At 45.8% G+C, this 17,181-nt stretch carries 12 protein-coding genes and 1 tRNA gene; 5 read left to right on the top strand and 8 right to left on the bottom strand.

The window, feature by feature from the left end; all coding sequences use genetic code 11:
• Window position 1 precedes the first annotated feature (1 nt).
• Window positions 2-613, bottom strand: a complete 612-nt coding sequence (locus JT26_RS05370; protein WP_052079501.1) for a hypothetical protein — start codon at window positions 611-613, stop codon at window positions 2-4.
• A 634-nt stretch (window positions 614-1,247) separates the two neighbouring features.
• On the opposite strand from JT26_RS05370, the gene serS reads away from it, so the two are divergent.
• From serS to JT26_RS05355, 3 genes are read left to right on the top strand one after another with little or no spacing between them, the layout of a single operon-like run.
• Entirely contained in the window at window positions 1,248-2,546 is a 1,299-nt protein-coding gene (gene serS, locus JT26_RS05365; protein WP_036847277.1) for a serine--tRNA ligase, read from the top strand.
• A 14-nt stretch (window positions 2,547-2,560) separates the two neighbouring features.
• Window positions 2,561-3,376, top strand: coding sequence for a DUF3108 domain-containing protein (locus JT26_RS05360; RefSeq protein ID WP_036847274.1), 816 nt, complete (start codon window positions 2,561-2,563; stop codon window positions 3,374-3,376).
• Between the two features lie 16 nt (window positions 3,377-3,392).
• Window positions 3,393-3,986, top strand: a complete 594-nt coding sequence (locus JT26_RS05355) for an HD domain-containing protein (protein ID WP_052110376.1) — start codon at window positions 3,393-3,395, stop codon at window positions 3,984-3,986.
• A 96-nt stretch (window positions 3,987-4,082) separates the two neighbouring features.
• Here JT26_RS05355 and JT26_RS05350 read toward each other — a convergent pair whose 3' ends face one another.
• A complete protein-coding gene (locus JT26_RS05350; RefSeq protein WP_036847271.1) occupies window positions 4,083-4,634 on the bottom strand; it encodes an HXXEE domain-containing protein in 552 nt (183 codons plus the stop codon).
• A 233-nt stretch (window positions 4,635-4,867) separates the two neighbouring features.
• Here JT26_RS05350 and JT26_RS05345 point away from each other — a divergent pair.
• Window positions 4,868-4,942 (top strand) — tRNA-Pro (locus JT26_RS05345).
• 200 nt (window positions 4,943-5,142) lie between these two features.
• Here the strand turns inward: JT26_RS05345 and JT26_RS05340 are convergent.
• Window positions 5,143-6,327, bottom strand: coding sequence for a MalY/PatB family protein (locus JT26_RS05340; protein ID WP_036847268.1), 1,185 nt, complete (start codon window positions 6,325-6,327; stop codon window positions 5,143-5,145).
• Window positions 6,328-6,487: 160 nt separating this feature from the next.
• On the opposite strand from JT26_RS05340, the gene JT26_RS05335 reads away from it, so the two are divergent.
• A complete protein-coding gene (locus tag JT26_RS05335; protein ID WP_036847265.1) occupies window positions 6,488-8,164 on the top strand; it encodes an AMP-binding protein in 1,677 nt (558 codons plus the stop codon).
• 698 nt (window positions 8,165-8,862) lie between these two features.
• Here the strand turns inward: JT26_RS05335 and fucP are convergent.
• The 5 genes from fucP to JT26_RS05305 all read right to left on the bottom strand — a co-directional run bounded on the left by fucP (window position 8,863) and on the right by JT26_RS05305 (window position 17,173).
• The gene (fucP, locus tag JT26_RS05330; protein WP_036847262.1) at window positions 8,863-10,152 is read right to left on the bottom strand and encodes an L-fucose:H+ symporter permease; all 1,290 of its coding nucleotides are present in this window, start codon (window positions 10,150-10,152) and stop codon (window positions 8,863-8,865) included.
• Between the two features lie 6 nt (window positions 10,153-10,158).
• Entirely contained in the window at window positions 10,159-10,512 is a 354-nt protein-coding gene (locus JT26_RS05325; RefSeq protein WP_036847258.1) for an L-rhamnose mutarotase, read from the bottom strand.
• 14 nt (window positions 10,513-10,526) lie between these two features.
• Window positions 10,527-12,536: a hypothetical protein gene (locus JT26_RS05320; protein ID WP_152566997.1), complete on the bottom strand. Its 2,010-nt coding sequence runs from the start codon at window positions 12,534-12,536 to the stop codon at window positions 10,527-10,529.
• 21 nt (window positions 12,537-12,557) lie between these two features.
• On the bottom strand, window positions 12,558-14,306 hold the full coding sequence (locus JT26_RS05315; protein WP_036847252.1) for a phospho-sugar mutase: 1,749 nt from the start codon (window positions 14,304-14,306) through the stop codon (window positions 12,558-12,560).
• Window positions 14,307-15,334: 1,028 nt separating this feature from the next.
• The gene (locus tag JT26_RS05305) at window positions 15,335-17,173 is read right to left on the bottom strand and encodes a long-chain fatty acid--CoA ligase (RefSeq protein WP_036790336.1); all 1,839 of its coding nucleotides are present in this window, start codon (window positions 17,171-17,173) and stop codon (window positions 15,335-15,337) included.
• Window positions 17,174-17,181: the final 8 nt, after the last annotated feature.

The raw sequence follows: 17,181 nt of genomic DNA, 5'->3' as shown, positions 1-17,181 counted from the left end.
CCTATGCTTTTTCCGGGAAAAGTATGGCACGGAGTCTCGGTCTGAAGAATTCTCGGAAGTACGCTTCAAGTTCCTCTTGTCCGATGACCATTTTGTAGCCTTGTCCTTCCGGCTTTAGTTCGAATGAGTGTGGTTTACCGTTGATGCTCTTGATGCTTACGCCCTTGTTCAGAGTCTCTTGTGCATGAGAAGCAAAGTAGGCTTGCAACGCATCCGCATCGGCTGTGGATATTTCCATGTTGCCTTTCGCGCTCCATGCTTTCACCATTTCCACTATGAGGTTGTATATCTTATCCGGTGTTCCGGCAGCGGCAGCCACTCCGGCAGATATGGCAGAGTCGTTGAGGATACCTGCCATTTCGCTTTTAAGAGAGTCTATCGCACGTCTTGCAGCCATCACTATCTCGGCTGTTGCTGTCTCTTTCTCCTTCACGGCATCTTGTTGTGCCTGTTGCAGTATAGCATCAGCCTCTTCTTTTGCCTGTTTTAGGATTTTCTCTTTTTGAGCTTGTGCGCTGTTCAGAATCTCTTCTGCTTCTTTCTTCGCTTTCTCTACACCATCGGCGTAAATCTTATCAGCCAAAGATTGAACTTTATTGTCTATAGAAGTCATAAACGGATATGTAATAGTTCGTAATGTTTGGTTTTCCCTAAGGCGCAAATTTAGCTTTTTCTTCTTGAAAGTAAAAATATTTTATTCGCTATTTTGAAAAACCTTAAAGAGCCTGTCTCACAAGAGGATTTTAACATCTGTTTTTCCTGTTATTCGTTCTTTTTCCGCTCCTTCTTGCCTGCTTTTTTTATTTTCAAACTCTTAGGATAGAGCCGTTTGTTACTTTGGAAGGTCTCTTTATGTCGTTTTGTCCCGGTGTGCGAAAAGAGGGAATGAAAAGGAGTGAAGTGATAGAAAATCGGGCTGAATCTGTTCGGAAGTTGTACTGAATATGTTCAGAAATTATATTGTTCACGTTCAATGGTTGAAATCGGGTTTTGGTTTGTGGCATTCAAGCCTCGATTTGCAGGGGGCAAACGCCGATCTCTGCCATTCAAGTCTTGAAGCTCATTTTTGAACCTGTTAAGAGTGAGAAATAAACGTGTTTAAGACCTTTCTTATAAGGGTTAATTTCGGGATTCTCTTTCGTTTATGGAGATTTCGCCACAGACTCCATTAAAATTTATTACCTTTGCCTTGCTACAATTGCCCTTGCGCACACATCACACAGGCATAATAAAATAAAAATATAGAGATGTTATCCATAAAATATCTTCACGAAAACAGAGAAGAAGCTATCCGAAGACTTGCCGTTAAAGGCTTTAAGGGAGAGCAGATTATAGACGAACTTTTGGGTCTGGACAACGACCGACGCGACTCTCAACGCCGATTGGATGAAAATCTTGCCGAACAAAACAGGATCTCAAAATCCATAGGCTTGCTCATGAAAGAGGGTAAGCGAGATGAGGCGGAAGCAGCCAAAGCACAGATCGCTTCTCTAAAAGAGGGCAGCAAGCAGATGGAAAGCAGGAAGAAAGAGCTGGAAGACCGGATTCAGAACCTGATCATCCAGATCCCGAACCTGCCTGCGGACATCGTCCCGGAAGGTACAAAGGCAGAAGACAACGTATGCGTGAAAGAGGGTGGACGTATGCCCAACCTTACGGATGAGTGCAAACTGCCTCACTGGGAAGTGGTGAAGAACTACGACTTGATAGACTTCGAGGTGGGTGTAAAGATTACCGGTGCAGGATTTCCTCTCTATAAAGGATATGGCGCAAGGCTGCAAAGGGCTCTTATATCTTTCTTCCTCGACAGCGCAAGAGAGGCAGGATATTTGGAGGTAATGCCTCCTTATGTGGTGAATGAAGATTCTGCTTACGGGACAGGTCAGTTGCCCGACAAAGAGGGACAGATGTACCATGCCCAGACAGACAATCTCTACCTTATCCCTACGGCGGAAGTTCCGGTTACGAACATCTTCAGAGATGTTATCTTGGAAGAAAAGAGTCTGCCCGTATGCCTTACAGCCTATTCGGCATGCTTCCGCAGAGAAGCCGGTAGCTATGGAAAAGATGTGCGCGGACTCAACAGACTGCATCAGTTTGACAAGGTGGAGATCGTTCGGGTAGACAAACCGGAACACTCTTACACCTCTCTTCAAGAGATGGTGGACTATGTTCAGTCTTTGGTGGATAAGCTCGAATTGCCTTGGCGAATCCTTCGTCTGTGTGGCGGAGACATGAGCTTTACATCTGCTCTTACTTATGACTTCGAGGTCTTTTCCGCTGCACAGGAGCGTTGGCTGGAGGTGAGTTCGGTATCGAACTTCGAGAGTTTCCAGGCAAACAGACTCAAGTGCCGGTACAGAGACACCGAAGGCAAGGTGCAAGTGGCACATACACTCAATGGTAGCGCACTGGCTCTGCCACGAATCGTGGCAGCATTGTTGGAGAACAACCAGACTCCGGAAGGTATTCGCATTCCAAAAGCTCTGGTTCCGTACACCGGCTTCGATATTATTCCATTGCCGAAAGAGCCGTCTCCATTTTAACTAAACGGATTTGAATGACAACAAAACTATCACAACGCTTTATACTGCTGTTTATCCTCCTTTTTACCTCTTCTTTCGCCTTGGCGCAGGAGAAGAAGGGAGCGGATCACTACGGATTTTATAAGGGAGAACGCTTGGAGTATGAAGTGAGATTCAAGTGGGGGATCATAAACGGACGTGCCGGTCTTGCCTCTGTTTCTACAAGAGAACTGGGTGGAGGCAAGCAGTGGTTCCGGGAACTGCACTTTCAGACTACGGGCATGATATACTCGGTCTTCCCTATGAAAGATACGCTCTCCACGCTTTATAACTCCAACTATCAACCTCTTCGCTGGGAGAAAAGGGTGAGGGAAAACGGCTACTATCTGATAGATGAGATTCAGTACGACTATTCACCTCGCTTCACATCCATTCGCAGCAAGAGATATACACTCTCCGAAATGAAGGTGGACACACTCTTCAGCGTGCCTAAAGAGCGGATGGCTCTCGATATGGTTGCAGCTTTCGGATTTATTCGTTCGGAGGATATTCCTCTGCCCGATGGTGTTTCGGGAAAGTTCAGAGGCTACAACTTTTATGTCCCGATAGGTAAAGACCTCGTCCCGTGTAGGGTCGTGGTGGTGAGCCGAGAAGTGATCTCCATGCCGTGGTCTCCTAAAGTGCCTGCGATAAAGATGGTGCTCAGCATCAACGATGAAGCGTTCACCGGAAAGAATGATAACGTCGAGCTGTGGATTTCGGAAGATAAGTACCGAATACCGCTCATGGTAAAAGCCAAGCTGAAGCTGGGTGCGGCGCATTGTATATTGCAGAAACATCCTCATCTGTAACTTTATCCTGATAGATATGAATCCGATCCAAATGCCCCTTGTCGTAGCTCCGATATTTGAGCAATACTATCCGGAAGAGACGCTTTGCCGGCAGATCCTTGTGGAACATTCGTATAGAGTGGCACAGAAAGCTCTGGAAATAGCCGGGCTTCATCCGCATTGGGATCTCAACTTGGAGTTCATAGAAGAAGCCGCATGGCTGCACGACATTGGCGTGGATGCCTGTCACGCTCCCAAGATAGGCTGTCATGGCGAAAGACCTTACATTTATCATGGACTGGTTGGGGCGGAACGCCTTAGAGCCGCAGGCTTGGAAGCTCATGCGCTGGTGGCGGAAAGACATACGGGAACAGGCTTGTATTATCACACCATTCGGGAGCGAGGCTGGGAGTTTCCTGCTGATCGGGTTTATGTTCCTCAGAGTCTGGAGGAAATTATTGTCTGTGTGGCGGACAAGTTTTTCTCTAAAACGGAACCGACGGAAGAGAAGTCGTACGAACAGATTTTACATGGACTCTCTCGCTTTGGTGAGGATGATGTGATAAGATTTAAGGCTTGGTATAAGATGTTGTTCGATACCGGAACTTCTGCCGAGGCGGTAGAGGTGTGAGACTGCTGCCGGTAAGATGAACTTCTATCTTCTCGAAAGAGATAGATAATATCCCGAAAGATAAAGTGTTGAGGCTTATCTTTCGGGATATTATTTTTATTTCTTCTGTTCTTGTATAAATCTTTTCTCCCAACGTGAAAACTTTGACATGAAAAAATAGGCAGAAGGAATGCTCAAAATCATTCCAACGAATCCTATGACAGAGTAGATAATGAGTTCTTGCACAGAGAGAAAGTTGCTATCTGAAAATATGATAAATGTATAGATGCAGTATGGAAGAGTGAGTAGGGAAGTAGTGACCACCGGAATATATCGTCGGTAGATAATCCATTGGGCTATGTGGATAAGGATATGGATGAAATATGCCATAAATCCGATAAACCAGAGTTCGGGAAGATTGAAATACAGCCCAAAGAATGTCGTGCAAGAGAGAAATAGAAACTCGTGAAAGACACCCACGGCAAAGGTTGAAGTGGAAAGCTCTGTGTAACCACGTGAATGGAGATAGCGGTAAGGTTTGTTGAAATGTTGCTTTAACACCTCTCTATTCTTATCTATCCATGATCTGAATAGAATTATTTCCTCAAAGTCGTGAATCATAAAGACTATGGGAAGCAGTGCCATGAGTAGTTGGAGTTGAGTGAACATATTTTTTCGCAGTTTATGGAGGCTTAAAAGTCTTGGCTATTAGCTTTGTCTCTCTTGTTTTGATGGTGCTTGTCATGTAAAGTTAGCCTTTATATTTTATACTTTAAGAGCTGTGTCTTAAAAGGTATAAAAGTGCCGTAAGAGGGAGTATATTCTTCTTTTTCTTCGACAGAGTGGGGGTAATGTGTTGCCGAATTAAGGAAAAGTTGTTACCTTTGTCCGGCAATTGAGTGCGGGGTGTAGCTCAGCCCGGTTAGAGTACACGTCTGGGGGGCGTGTGGTCGCTGGTTCGAATCCAGTCACCCCGACATAAAAGCATCGAAGATAGTATCTGCTACTCTTCGATGCTTTGTTTGTATGCAAATCTGTAAGGCGTAGACTTAAGAATATTTGCAATAGCCGTGTCAGCTAACGGCTATTGATATAGAAGCCAAAAGGTAATCCGAAGCAGTGTTCGCACTACTTCGGATTACCTTTTGGCAGAAAATGAGGATGGAAAGAGTTTTGATTACTTGGAGAGTAGCTTATCCACAGCTCTTTTTATCTGCCTCATGGCTTGCTCCAATCTCTTTCTTGTTGTGCCTATATTGAGTCGCATCCAGCCCTCACCGCCTGTCCCGAATGTGATACCGGGGTTGAGCATCACGCCTGCATCTTCAAGAAGGAAGCGGTTAAGCTCCTCGTCCGAAAGGTTCAGTGCCTTAAAGTTGATAAAGATCAGGAATGAAGCCTCCGGTTCGATCATCTCCAGCATCGGGAGTTGGGAGGATAAGAACTCACGGACATAAGCTATATTCTCTTGTATATAGCGTAGTGTGTCGTTGAGCCACTCCTTACCATTATTATAGGCGGAAGCGATTGCCGGAAAAGCACAAGAGTTTCCGATCTGAAGCCCACTATTCTCAAGATAAGGGAACAGACGCTGTCTCAGCTCCGGCTCAAGCACTATAAGCTGAGAGCCAACAACGCCCGGCATGTTGAATGCCTTGGATGGAGCTTGCAGGGTAATAACGCATTGGGCAGCTTCCGGGCAGGAAAGAACCATCGGTTGATGTTTTTTCGGGGCAAATGTAAGGTCTGCATGGATTTCATCGCAGATGATCATGACATTATGCTTACGGCATAGCTTCACGACTTTGGCGCACTCTTCCTGACTCCAGACACGGCCTCCGGGATTGTGCGGATGGCACCAGATCATCACTTTGGCAGATTTCAACTTTTCATCCAACAAGTCAAAATCTACCTCAAATCTGTTGTTCTCAAGCTTTAAAGGTGCTTCCACGAGAGTGCGTTCGGTGTTTCGGATGACTGCCGAAAAGGGAGGATAAACAGGCGGACAGATAAGCACGCCGTCCGTTTTATCTGTCAAGAACTGCAATAGCTTGTATATCCCTGACACAATACCCGGAGTATAGCAAAACTCTTCAGGCGATACCTCCATGTTGTATTGGTTTTTCATCCAGTTGATGATCGCATTTTTATACTCATCTGTCGGGATAGAGTAGCCGAGAACTGGGTGTTCCAGCCTTTTCCTTATAGCATCCAGTACAAAAGGAGGAGTGGCAAAGTCCATGTCCGCAATCCATAGAGGGATCACTTCATGCCCTTTCGGAATGAATGGTGCAATAGTATCATATTTTGTACATCCGCTGTTTTTGCGGCAGATGTCTGCATCTATATTGTAGGTTTTCATTTTTTAGAATATTGAATAGTAAGATTTTTTGGGAAAGTAAAGATACAATAACTCCCTCGCTTTTCCAATTACGGCCCCTCGTAACCCCTTCTCTCTTTGGAAGAATATAAAAAAACATCTATATTTGCACCAAACAACACAAAATGTGCAATATTGAATCATGATTCAGCAGAACTTTATAGAGCTATATGAGAGTAGCTTCAAAAAATACTGGAATCTTCCTGCGATAACCAACTATAATAATGCCACCACATATACTTATGCGAATGTCGCCAAGACCATAGCTAAAGTACATCTGTTGTTAAAGGAGGCAGGCGTTCAGAAAGGAGATAAGATCTCACTGATCGGAAAAGACTCGGCGGAGTGGTGTATGGTATATCTCGGAGTGATTACCTACGGTGCGATCATAGTGCCTATCCTTCAAGACTTTCATGCGAATGATATTCTGCATATCATCGAGCACTCAGACTCCAGAGTGGTATTCGTTTCGCAGTCTCACTACAAGGTTATGGAGCCGTTCCGGATGGGGGCAGTCAGTGTCGTTATAGATATAGACAGCTTGAAACCATTGGAGCAGTTTTCCATCAACAAGAGCTTGGTCTCTCTCGATGTCGAGGCTCTTTTCCAAGCGAGATACCCTAACGACTTTACAAAAGAAGATATAGCGTATCCGCACATCAGCAACGATGAGGTGATGTTGATCAACTATACTTCCGGCACAACGGGTTACAGCAAAGGTGTGATTCTTACTGCGAACAATCTTGCGGGCAATGTAACGTATGCCAACTACCTTAAGCTGATGTTCGAGCAAGAGAGAGTGCTCTGCTTTTTGCCTATGGCTCATGCTTACAGCTGTGCTTTCAACTTTCTTACACCCATGCAATGCGGTACTCACATCTATGTTCTCGGTACGACTCCAACGCCATCCATCCTGGTTAAAGCCCTGAAAGAGGTGAAGCCTCATCTTATTATCAGCGTTCCGCTAATCCTTGAAAAGATATACAAGAACGTTATCACGCCGAAGATCAGTAAGGGAGCAGCAAAATTTCTTATCAAGACTCCGCTGTTGTCCTCTGTCGTTTACAAGAAGGTCAGAGACACGTTGTTTGAAAACATGGGAGGCAATTTCCGCGAGTTTATAGTAGGGGGAGCGGCCTTGAACGAAGAGGTCGTTGATTTCTTGAAAAAGGCTAAGTTTCCATTCACGGTAGGATACGGCATGACGGAGTGCGCTCCTCTTATCTCTTACGAACATCACCAGAAGTACGTGGCAAACTCTTGCGGCAAGCCGTTGAAGGAGATTATGGAGGTGCGTATATTTGAACCGGACTCTACCACAGGCATTGGAGAGATACAGGTAAGAGGTGAGAATGTGTGCAAGGGCTACTACAAAAATGCGGAGGAGACAGAAAAACTCTTTACTGCAGACGGATGGTTGCGTACGGGAGACCTCGGATACATGGACAGACAGAAGAATATCTTTATCAAAGGACGGAGTAAAACGATGCTTTTGGGGCCGAGCGGACAAAACATATACACGGAAGGCATCGAAGCCAAACTCACCATGATGGAGTACGTAGGCGAGACGGTGATCGTGATGAACAGCTCTCAAAAGCTTGTCGCTCTTATCTATCCCGATGTGGAAAGAGTGCAAAAGGAAAAGCTTACCACCGAACAGCTGGAGCAGATCATGAAGCAAAATATCGCTCATCTGAACGAACAGCTTGCTTCATACGAGCAAGTGGCAAGCTTTGTACTGCGTGACGAGGAGTTTGAAAAGACTCCGAAGCGTAGCATCAAGCGATTTCTATACACAGATATACTAACTAACCCATAAACCGTCAAAATCTTTTCTTTTTCGTAGATCGTTCTACGAATTTACATGAACAAATCTATGTTGTTTTTCAAGAGCATCTAACAGGTCTGTGAAGAGTGTTAGGTGCTCTTTTTTGATGGGAGCTTTTATATAAAAACGGGTGATCAGGGTCGGAACTCGACACTCTCATTTTCTTCTCCATTTCCGGATGAAAATCTTGAATTGATGCTGTAATCTTCTTGTTTTCAGACTTATATGGAATATCTCGAATTCAGAAATTTTTCCCTCCCGGACGGATTGAGGGGCTAAATTATGGTTAAAAAACAGCCCTTTTGAGCGGTTTGATTGTTAATGAAAATCAATGCAAAAATCTGCCTGAAAACAGCCAAAAATAGAGAAGAATGGGTAATATACTAATATTCAGCGTTATAAGTGAAAATTCTAAACACGTTAATCGAATCCGGTAAACGTGTTCAATGAAATCGGTAAACGTGTTCATTGAAAAATTAAACACGTTAAGCCGAAACAATATGCTCGTTTAGCGTTTTGAGTGAACCTGTATCGAAATTAGTGTTAATGAAATGGGGCTGTTTTAACACTCTGTCCACCCTCTGAAAGCAAGGGGTCTGATCAAAATAGAGAGCGGAAATTTTGGAGTGGTCGGACGGGATGAAATATATAAAAACAGAGCTTTGTCCGAAGCGATATTCCGAGCAGTTTTACCTCCGAACTTTAAGGCGGGAATGGGCGAAAGCGAAGATCACCATGAAGCAGACCGCCGGCACCACAAAAGATACCCTTACAGCCCACTCTCCGATGCTGTTTTGGAGATCTATTATGGCGGCTTGGAGTGGAGGGATTAAAGCACCACCCCCTATTGCCATCACCAAAAGAGCTCCGGCTAAGCTTTTATCTCTATTCACCTCTTCCATGGAGACGGAGAAGATTGTGGGGTACATCAGAGACATACAAGGCGATATGGCTACGATCGCAAACAGCCCGAATGGGAATGGCAGAAGCATTGCTCCGATGAGCAGAGGGATGGCAAGAGCCGCATAGAAACGGAGTAGAGCCGGGGCGGAATACCTTTTCATCAGAGAGGTATTGACAAACCGGAACAGGCAGAAAAGGATCATTGCTCCGATGTTGTAGCCTTGCGCCCGTTGCTCTGCCACGGATCGTGGAAGACCTTCTTCCATAAAGAAGAAGCTGCCGTAGTGAATGATGTAGGTCCAGACCATTATCTGTGCTCCCACGTAGAAGAATTGAGCCACAACGCCTCTCCTGTAACTTGGGATGGATAGCAGTGTCCGGATGCGTTTGAAGAGCGGTTCACCCCTCTCTCTGCTCCTTGTTTGCCCCTCTATCTTAGGGAGTTTGGCTACATAAAAGAGTAGCAGCATCACCAGCACGGCAACGGTAACACCCAGGTAAGGCTTCACTACAATCCACAGCTCCGGATGGGTCAAGGTCTCGGTGGAAGTGCTTACTTCTGCCAGCCTGCCCTGAATAAAGTAGATTGCCACAAACATTCCCGTCAGCGAACCTACGGGATTGAAGCTCTGAGCGAGGTTGAGTCTTCGGGACGCACTACGGCTCTCTCCCAACAAAAGGATGTACGGATTGCACGAGGTTTCCAGAAAGGAGAGTCCGCAGGTGAGAACAAAGTAGGCAAGTAAAAAGATATAGAAGTTTTCCGAAAAGGCGGCAGGCAGGAAGAGAAGTCCGCCGAGAAGATATATCCAAAGCCCCATCCGTATGCCGGAAGCGAAGTCCCGCTTGCGGATATAAAAGGCTGCCGGAAGTGCCGCCACCATATAGCCCATGTAGAAAGCTACCTGAATGAGCGAGCCATGCAGGGTGGAGATGGAGAAGATATTGGAAAAGACCTTCACCATAGGGTGGGTAAGGTCATTGGCAAATCCCCATAAGGCAAAGCAGAGAGTAACGATGAGAAAAGGGATGAAATAGGATTGTCCCTCTTTTCGGAAGATAGAGCCTGCTTTCATGACCGCTTACATTTCGGAGAGCTTAAAGAATAGCTCCGTCATTTTCCACTTTTCGGCAGATGAGCTGCCGGGGTTGCACTCTTGGAACTGTCCCATCAGAGCCTCCCACTCTTCCTGTCTCGGCATGGTGGCAAGCGTGGCAAAAGCCTCGTCCCAACAGAATCCTTCTTCGGCTTCTACTATCATCACGAGCCGATTGTCGGCTATGTATATCTCCATCTCCTCTATCCCGATGGCTCTAAGCCCCTCCACCACTTCGGGGAATATCTTTCCCTTGGTGTGCCACTGCTTATAGGTGCGGATGAGGTCGGGATCGGGCTTTAATGTTAATATCTGTACGTATCTCCGGGTATGCTTCATGGTGGTTTCGGGATTCAGAATAGTTTTAGAATGATCAGCTCGTAAGGAGAGATCGTAAGGTTTTTCAGAGCGGAGTCGGCATATAGAGAGGTTTCACTCTCTATCTCATACACTTCAAACTGCGGGGTTTGCGGGACGGACTCCGGGTGTTTGTGCCGAAATCTTGTGATGTGCAGATGCTTGTACTCTCGCTTTGTGTTCTTGAGGTTGATCTTATAGATGAGTTCGTGACGAGTGGTATTCACCGCCTTTATATAGCACTCTCCATCATCGGCAGAGGATGTACAGGAGAGATGGAGGTCGTCTATGGTGTCGGGTATCACCTTTTTCTTGGCAGAGGGATGCAGTTTGCTTCCGCTGTTTGTGCTTGTCCGGAGAAGCAGTTCATACAGACTGCTGCCCTTGGAAACCCCTCCGTGCGTGTAGAATAACGGAAGCGTATCCCAGCGAAATCTGTCCGCAAAGAGAGGAGAAAAGGCTATTCCTTTGACCTGCTCTCTTCTTTTTTCAAGCTCGATTATCAACAACATTCTGTCTACAAGCTGAGGCCACCGAACCTGTTCGTTTTCCAGAACGGAGGGAAAGGAGATCTCTCCGTAAAGTTCCGGCTGTCTCATATAGACCAAAGAGTCTCGTTCCGGAGGGAGAGAGGCTATAAAGCTGTCGGTATGCTGTATCTCCTGTGTGGTGTGGGCGAATGAGAAGTTGGGTGTAGGCCATATCTCCAACACTCCACCCGGTATAAGCTCCACGCCGGTCGAGTCCGGTGAGAAAGCATTGTGCATCAAAAGGAATCTTCGAGTGTACTCCTCTCCCCGCATACCGCTACCAAAAACGATCTTCGGCAGTAGTGTTTTGGAGAAAAGGGTGGTGTCGGACGGAGTGGGAAGAGTGGTATTCTTGGAAATATACCCTATTGCTTTCCTCAGCTTTTCGGTTCTGTTGGGCAGTTCGGATACACTCTCATGTCGGGGTAATGCCTTTATGGAGGTGATACCGGAGTTGGCAACGTACAGAGGCATGCTCTTTATTTCCTTGCTTAAAGAGAGGAAGTGAGGGAGCAGAAACTGTTGGGTGAACTCGTTGCCCTGCAATGTCCAAAGAGAACGGGATGAAGAGTCGGACGCCCAATCGTAATAAGTCTCTTCATAATAGCCGTCTGCCAAACCTCCTCCGGGGAATGAAGTGAAAGAGGGATTGAGTTGCTTGAGCAGCTCTAACGAGCCTTTCGGGAGAGCGTACTCCTGCTCTTTGTTGTACCCGAAGGCAAAGAGAGATACATCATCAAGCTCTACCGCACCGGTTGTCTCTATTACAAGGTATGCACTATCTGCCGAAAGATCTGCTTTAAGCTCTTTGGAGAACGTGCCGAACTTATCCCCCCCTTCGCACATAGCTTCTATGGGAGAAGAGATGCGCAGTGAGTCTCTATGCTCTATGTAGCAACGCAGTGTCACGGGGCTGTTCAACCCACGAGCTTTGAACCGAAGTGTCATCCGGTCATCAGCGGCAACGGAAAACTTTGTATCGGCTCTGTTGGAGAGGATACGGCAAACACTCTTAACGGAATCAGAGGCTATCGGAACCGCTCTCATAAGATGATTTTGCTCTTTATCCGATACAAGGTCGAGCCTGCCCTTTTCTACTTCCCAGCCCGTACACACTCCCTGCTCCGGGTAGGGCAGTGTGTAGCCGTTGGGAGTAGTCAAACTCTTTTCCACCGAGCTGTATCGGCAAAGGGGAGGAACGTATGCTCCGAGATTGAAAGAGGAGTTGTAGATGAGATTGTAATCCAGTGCCGCTCTCTCTCCATTGCCTTCATTGGTAAATACAACACCGTAAGAAAGTGCTGTGGCAGCGGCAATGGGGGAGTTGAAGTCTATTTCGATTTCTCCCGTAACCTTTGGAGAGGTTTTACAAGAGATGAGCAGAGCACAACAAATAAAGAGAACCGCCGATCCCTTTACGGCTATGGTCTTCAGAGCCATAACCAAAGATTGTCGGCGGTTCTCTTTTATCTTCATTGTCAGAAGAGATAGGTCGGATTATATAGCGAGTTCGGACTTTATCCTTTCCACCTTGGCACGAGCCTCTTGGCGGATAACTTCAAGATCTGATCCTTCTTTTACCTTCAAGTGTACCTCTATGTAGTACTTGATCTTCGGTTCTGTTCCGGAAGGACGTATGGATAGCTTTGTGCCGTCAGCCGTTCTATATTGTAGAACATTGCTTGTGGTCGGCATATCGAGAGTGAATTCCTCGTTTTGTTGGAGCAGTCTTCCTTTCAGATCGACATAGTCCAGCATTTCGGTTACAGGCGATCCGTCTATGGTGTTCATAGGTCTCTCTCTGTATCCCTTCATCATTCCTTCTATCTCCTCAGCACCGGATTTACCTTTGCGGACAATGGAAACGCCCACTTCGTAAGAGAATCCGTAAGTGGTATAGATGTGATCCAGAAGTTGGTAGACAGTCATACCTTTCTCCTTTGCCCACGCTGCTATTTCGGCAAGGATGGCACAAGCAGAGACGGAGTTCTTGTCCCGGCAGAAGTCTTCCCACAGATAGCCGTAGCTCTCTTCGCCTCCGCCGAGGTACTCTTTCTTGCCCTCGTTTTGTCTTATGATGTCTGCTATCCACTTGAAACCGGTATAGCTGTCGTACAGTTCCACATTATTTGCTTCGGCAATAGTGCGGATAAGATCGGTTGTAACTATCGTCTTTACGATGTATTGGTCATCCTTGAGCTGTCCGCTCTCTCTTCGTTTCTCTATTGCATAGTAAGCATAGAGCAGACAAGTCTGGTTACCATTGACCAGTATCCACTCTCCGTTGTTGTCCTTAATAGCGGAGCCTATGCGGTCTGCATCCGGATCCGATGCCAAAACAAGCTCGGCATCCACCTCTCTTGCTTTGTCCAATGCCATCTTCAAAGCGGCAGGCTCTTCCGGATTGGGAGATACAACGGTAGGGAAATCTCCGCTGATAACTTCTTGTTCAGGTACCGAGATGATGTTTTTGAAGCCGAAAGCACGAAGCGCAGCCGGTACAAGTTTCTGTCCGCAACCATGGATAGGAGTGTAGACAATCTTCATGTCGCTGTGCGCTCTTACCGCATCGGGAGAGAGAGAAAGAGATGCGATGGCATTCAGGAACTGCTTGTCCATATCTTCTCCCAATATCTCTATCATGTCGGCAGGACCATCAAACTTTATCCCTTTCACGTCTCGTATCTGATTGACCTCTGCTATCGTGTTCTTGTCATGCGGAGGAATCATCTGCGCACCATCGCTCCAGTATGCCTTGTAGCCGTTGTACTCTTTCGGGTTGTGCGATGCCGTGATCATCACGCCGCTTTGACAGCCGAGTGTGCGAATGGCAAAAGAGACCTCCGGAGTAGGACGAAGATTTTCAAACAGGTAAACCCTTATGCCGTTTGCCGCAAATACCCCTGCCGCTATCTCTGCAAACTTACGAGAGTTGTTGCGGCAGTCGTGTCCTATGACCACCTTAATTTCGGGAAGAGATGCAAACTCTTTTTTCAGGTAGTTGGATAGCCCTTGTGTGGCAGCACCTACCGTATATCTGTTCATGCGATTGGAGCCTACGCCCATTATGCCTCGCAGCCCTCCCGTACCAAATTCGAGGTCTTTATAGAACGACTCTATGAGCAATGTTTTATCTTCTGACTCCATCATGCGGCGCACTTCTGCTTGTGTTACCGCATCGTATCCGTCCGTGAGCCATTGCTGAGCTTTACTCGTGACGAGTTGGAGTAGCTGTTCTGTTGCCATAATCTAAAGAAATTATTGTATGTGTTTCATGTTATGTCCGTCCTGCAAAGATAACGAAATAGAGAGAGCGTACCAAAATGAAGGTAGAGGATAGCCTCTCTTGTTGTCTATATTATCTGTTGGCTTGGATGAGTCTCTCCGGTGAAAGGAACCATTTCTTTAAGTCTTCCCAAAACTATGATAAAAAAGAGGCACCACTTCAATTCCGTTTGAAAAACAAGTCTCTCCAAAAAGAAGAATATTTCGGAAAAACAACGGCTGGTTTTCTCTCTTTTGGGGAACTCGAAAATGGGGAAACGGAGAGGCTATTTTTATATATTCCATCCCGTTGAAAACAGCTCTCTAATGGTCGCTCTCTATTTTGATCGGAGGGGTTGTTTTTAGAGCACGATCGAATTGTTAAATTCGCCTCATTTTATTAACTCTATTTTCGATACAGGTTCACTCAAAACGATAAAGCAGTATATTTTGTCGGCTTAAAGTATTTAACGAAACCGGTAAACGTATTTACCGATTTCATTTAATACGTTTACCGGATTCAATTAAAGTGTTTAGAAAATTTGGTTAGTTTGCTGATTATTAGTGATTTATCTGTTTTCTATGCTTTTTGGGCACTTTTTGAGTCATTTTGTCTTTATAGAATGTTTACAATGAATACTCCGAAAATTAAACTCTATTAACGCAAAAAAGGGGCTTGAATGAGACCAAGAGGAGGGTTGACTCCGTTTTTGAGATTTTCTGTATTAGTTTGTCTTTCAGATTATTGCTTTCAGAATAGAGATCTTTATCCTTATATTGCTCCTGGCATCGCTCTCTTTTTTTTCTCTTCCACGAGGTTGAAAATGAGGAGAAACGGCACTCCGTTTTTATATAAAAGTGCACGCTGAAATGACTCTGTTTTTTGCCGTTTCGAGATGAAAAATAAGGGCAAAAAATAGCTCTGTATGATGGGGTGGAGGAGTGTCCTCTTTTCCCAAAATCATACAGAGCCTTATCTCCGAAAATCCTATAAACCGGATCTTCTGATGCTATTTTATGTCTGCACTCTGACCGTTATAGATGGCGCTGATCTCCTTTTCGTACTTCTCTTGTACCACACGGCGTTTTACTTTGAGTGTATTGGTCAGCTCGCCTGTCTCTATCGAGAACGGCTGCGAAAGGATATGGAAGCGTTTGATACGCTCGAATGATGCAAGACCTTGTTGGGCTTGCTCTATGCGACCTTCGATAAGAGTGTGTACCTCTTCCATCTTTGCAAGATCTGTTTCTGACAGATCTTTGTTCGGCACTTGGCGCTTGTCCAGTGCCGTGCGTACCGCACTCCAGTTGGGATACACCAATGCGCTCACATAGGGTCGGTTATCCGCAATCACGGTTATCTGCTCTATGTATCTGTCCGATGATAGCAAGCCCTCTATCTGTTGAGGGGATATGTACTTGCCATTGGCAGTCTTGAAGAGGTCTTTGAGCCGTTCTTCAAAGAATATGGTCTGCCCTTCCATGCGTCCTTTATCTCCTGTTTTGAACCATCCGTCGGCTGTAAAGGCGGCTTCTGTTGCTTCCGGGTTTTTATAATATCCGGGTGTTATGGTGCCTCCCTTTACTAAGATTTCTCCCGTATCGGGGTCTATCTTTACCGAAACACCGGGCAGTGTCTCGCCGATAGAGTCCAGAATGTATCTCTTTTGAGGGTAGAAGCAGACGGTAGCCGAGGTCTCACTGAGCCCGTAACCCACTACGATCGGAATGCCCATGGATTGAAGATATTCGTTGATCTTGATAGGGAGAGCCGCTCCCGCCGTTGGGAAAAGTTTTCCATGCGAGAGACCTATTGCTTTTCTTACTGCACTAAAGCCGGTTTTATTGAAGAAAGCATACTTGATGGCAAGCAATGGAGGAGGAGTGAGCCCGTGTATCTTGTATTTCAGATTGTACTCTTTACCTATCTCAAGCCCTCTTCTCAAGATTTTTTGGACAAATGGAGAGGCAGTCTCTATCTTTTCCTGTACTCCCATATACACCTTTTCCCAGAATCGTGGAACGTTGCAGAGAAAGTGCGGTTCTACTTCTTTGAGGTAGGTCAGAATCTCTTTCGGTTTGTCGCAAATGGCTATGCGTACTCCACGTTGCAGGCAGAGATAACTCCAGAGCTTCTCGAAGATGTGAGACATCGGTAAAAAGTTGATAGACCAATGAGAGTGTCCCATATCCGGTATGCGGATGATGTGCCCTTCGAGAGCTATTATGATGTTGTTGTGAGTAATGATTACTCCTTTGCTTAGTCCGGTTGTTCCGGAGGTGTATATAAGGGTCGCAATATCCGATCGAAGTGCTTTGGATCTTCTTACCTTGACTTCAGCAGCTGCATTGATGGTATCTCCGAGCTTCAGGAAGTCCGAAAAATAGAGTGATGAACTATCTTCCGGATGAAGGCGCACACTGGTTTCAAACACCACAATCTGCTTTAGAGAGTCTATCTCTTTCAGCATCTTGTAAGCAATGTTATACTGCATTTGGTCACCGACAAAGAGTATCTTGACTCCGGTTTGGTCAAGTATAAACCGAAGTTGCTCCGGAGCGGATGTAGCATATACGGGTACACATATTCCACGTATGCTGTATATTGCCAAATCTGCGTAGACAACCTTGTCTTTGTTCTCGGAAAAGACTCCCACGCAATCTTGAGGAGCGACTCCAAACTCTATGAGACTTTGTGCCGTTCTCTGTACATAATCGCTAAGAGTAACCCAGCTGATCTTGCTCCATTTCCCATCTTCCGAACGTACTTTTAGGGCTGCATCCGAACCATATTTCTGTGCCTGTATGGGAGCTAACTCTGCTAAATGGTGTATCTTTTCCTGTGCCATGTTTCTTA

The sequence above is a fragment of the Porphyromonas sp. COT-108 OH1349 genome, from assembly GCF_000768755.1.
In the GTDB taxonomy this organism is placed as follows: Bacteria; Bacteroidota; Bacteroidia; order Bacteroidales; family Porphyromonadaceae; genus Porphyromonas_A; species Porphyromonas_A canoris.
This window is presented reverse-complemented; position numbering and strand designations above follow the sequence as displayed.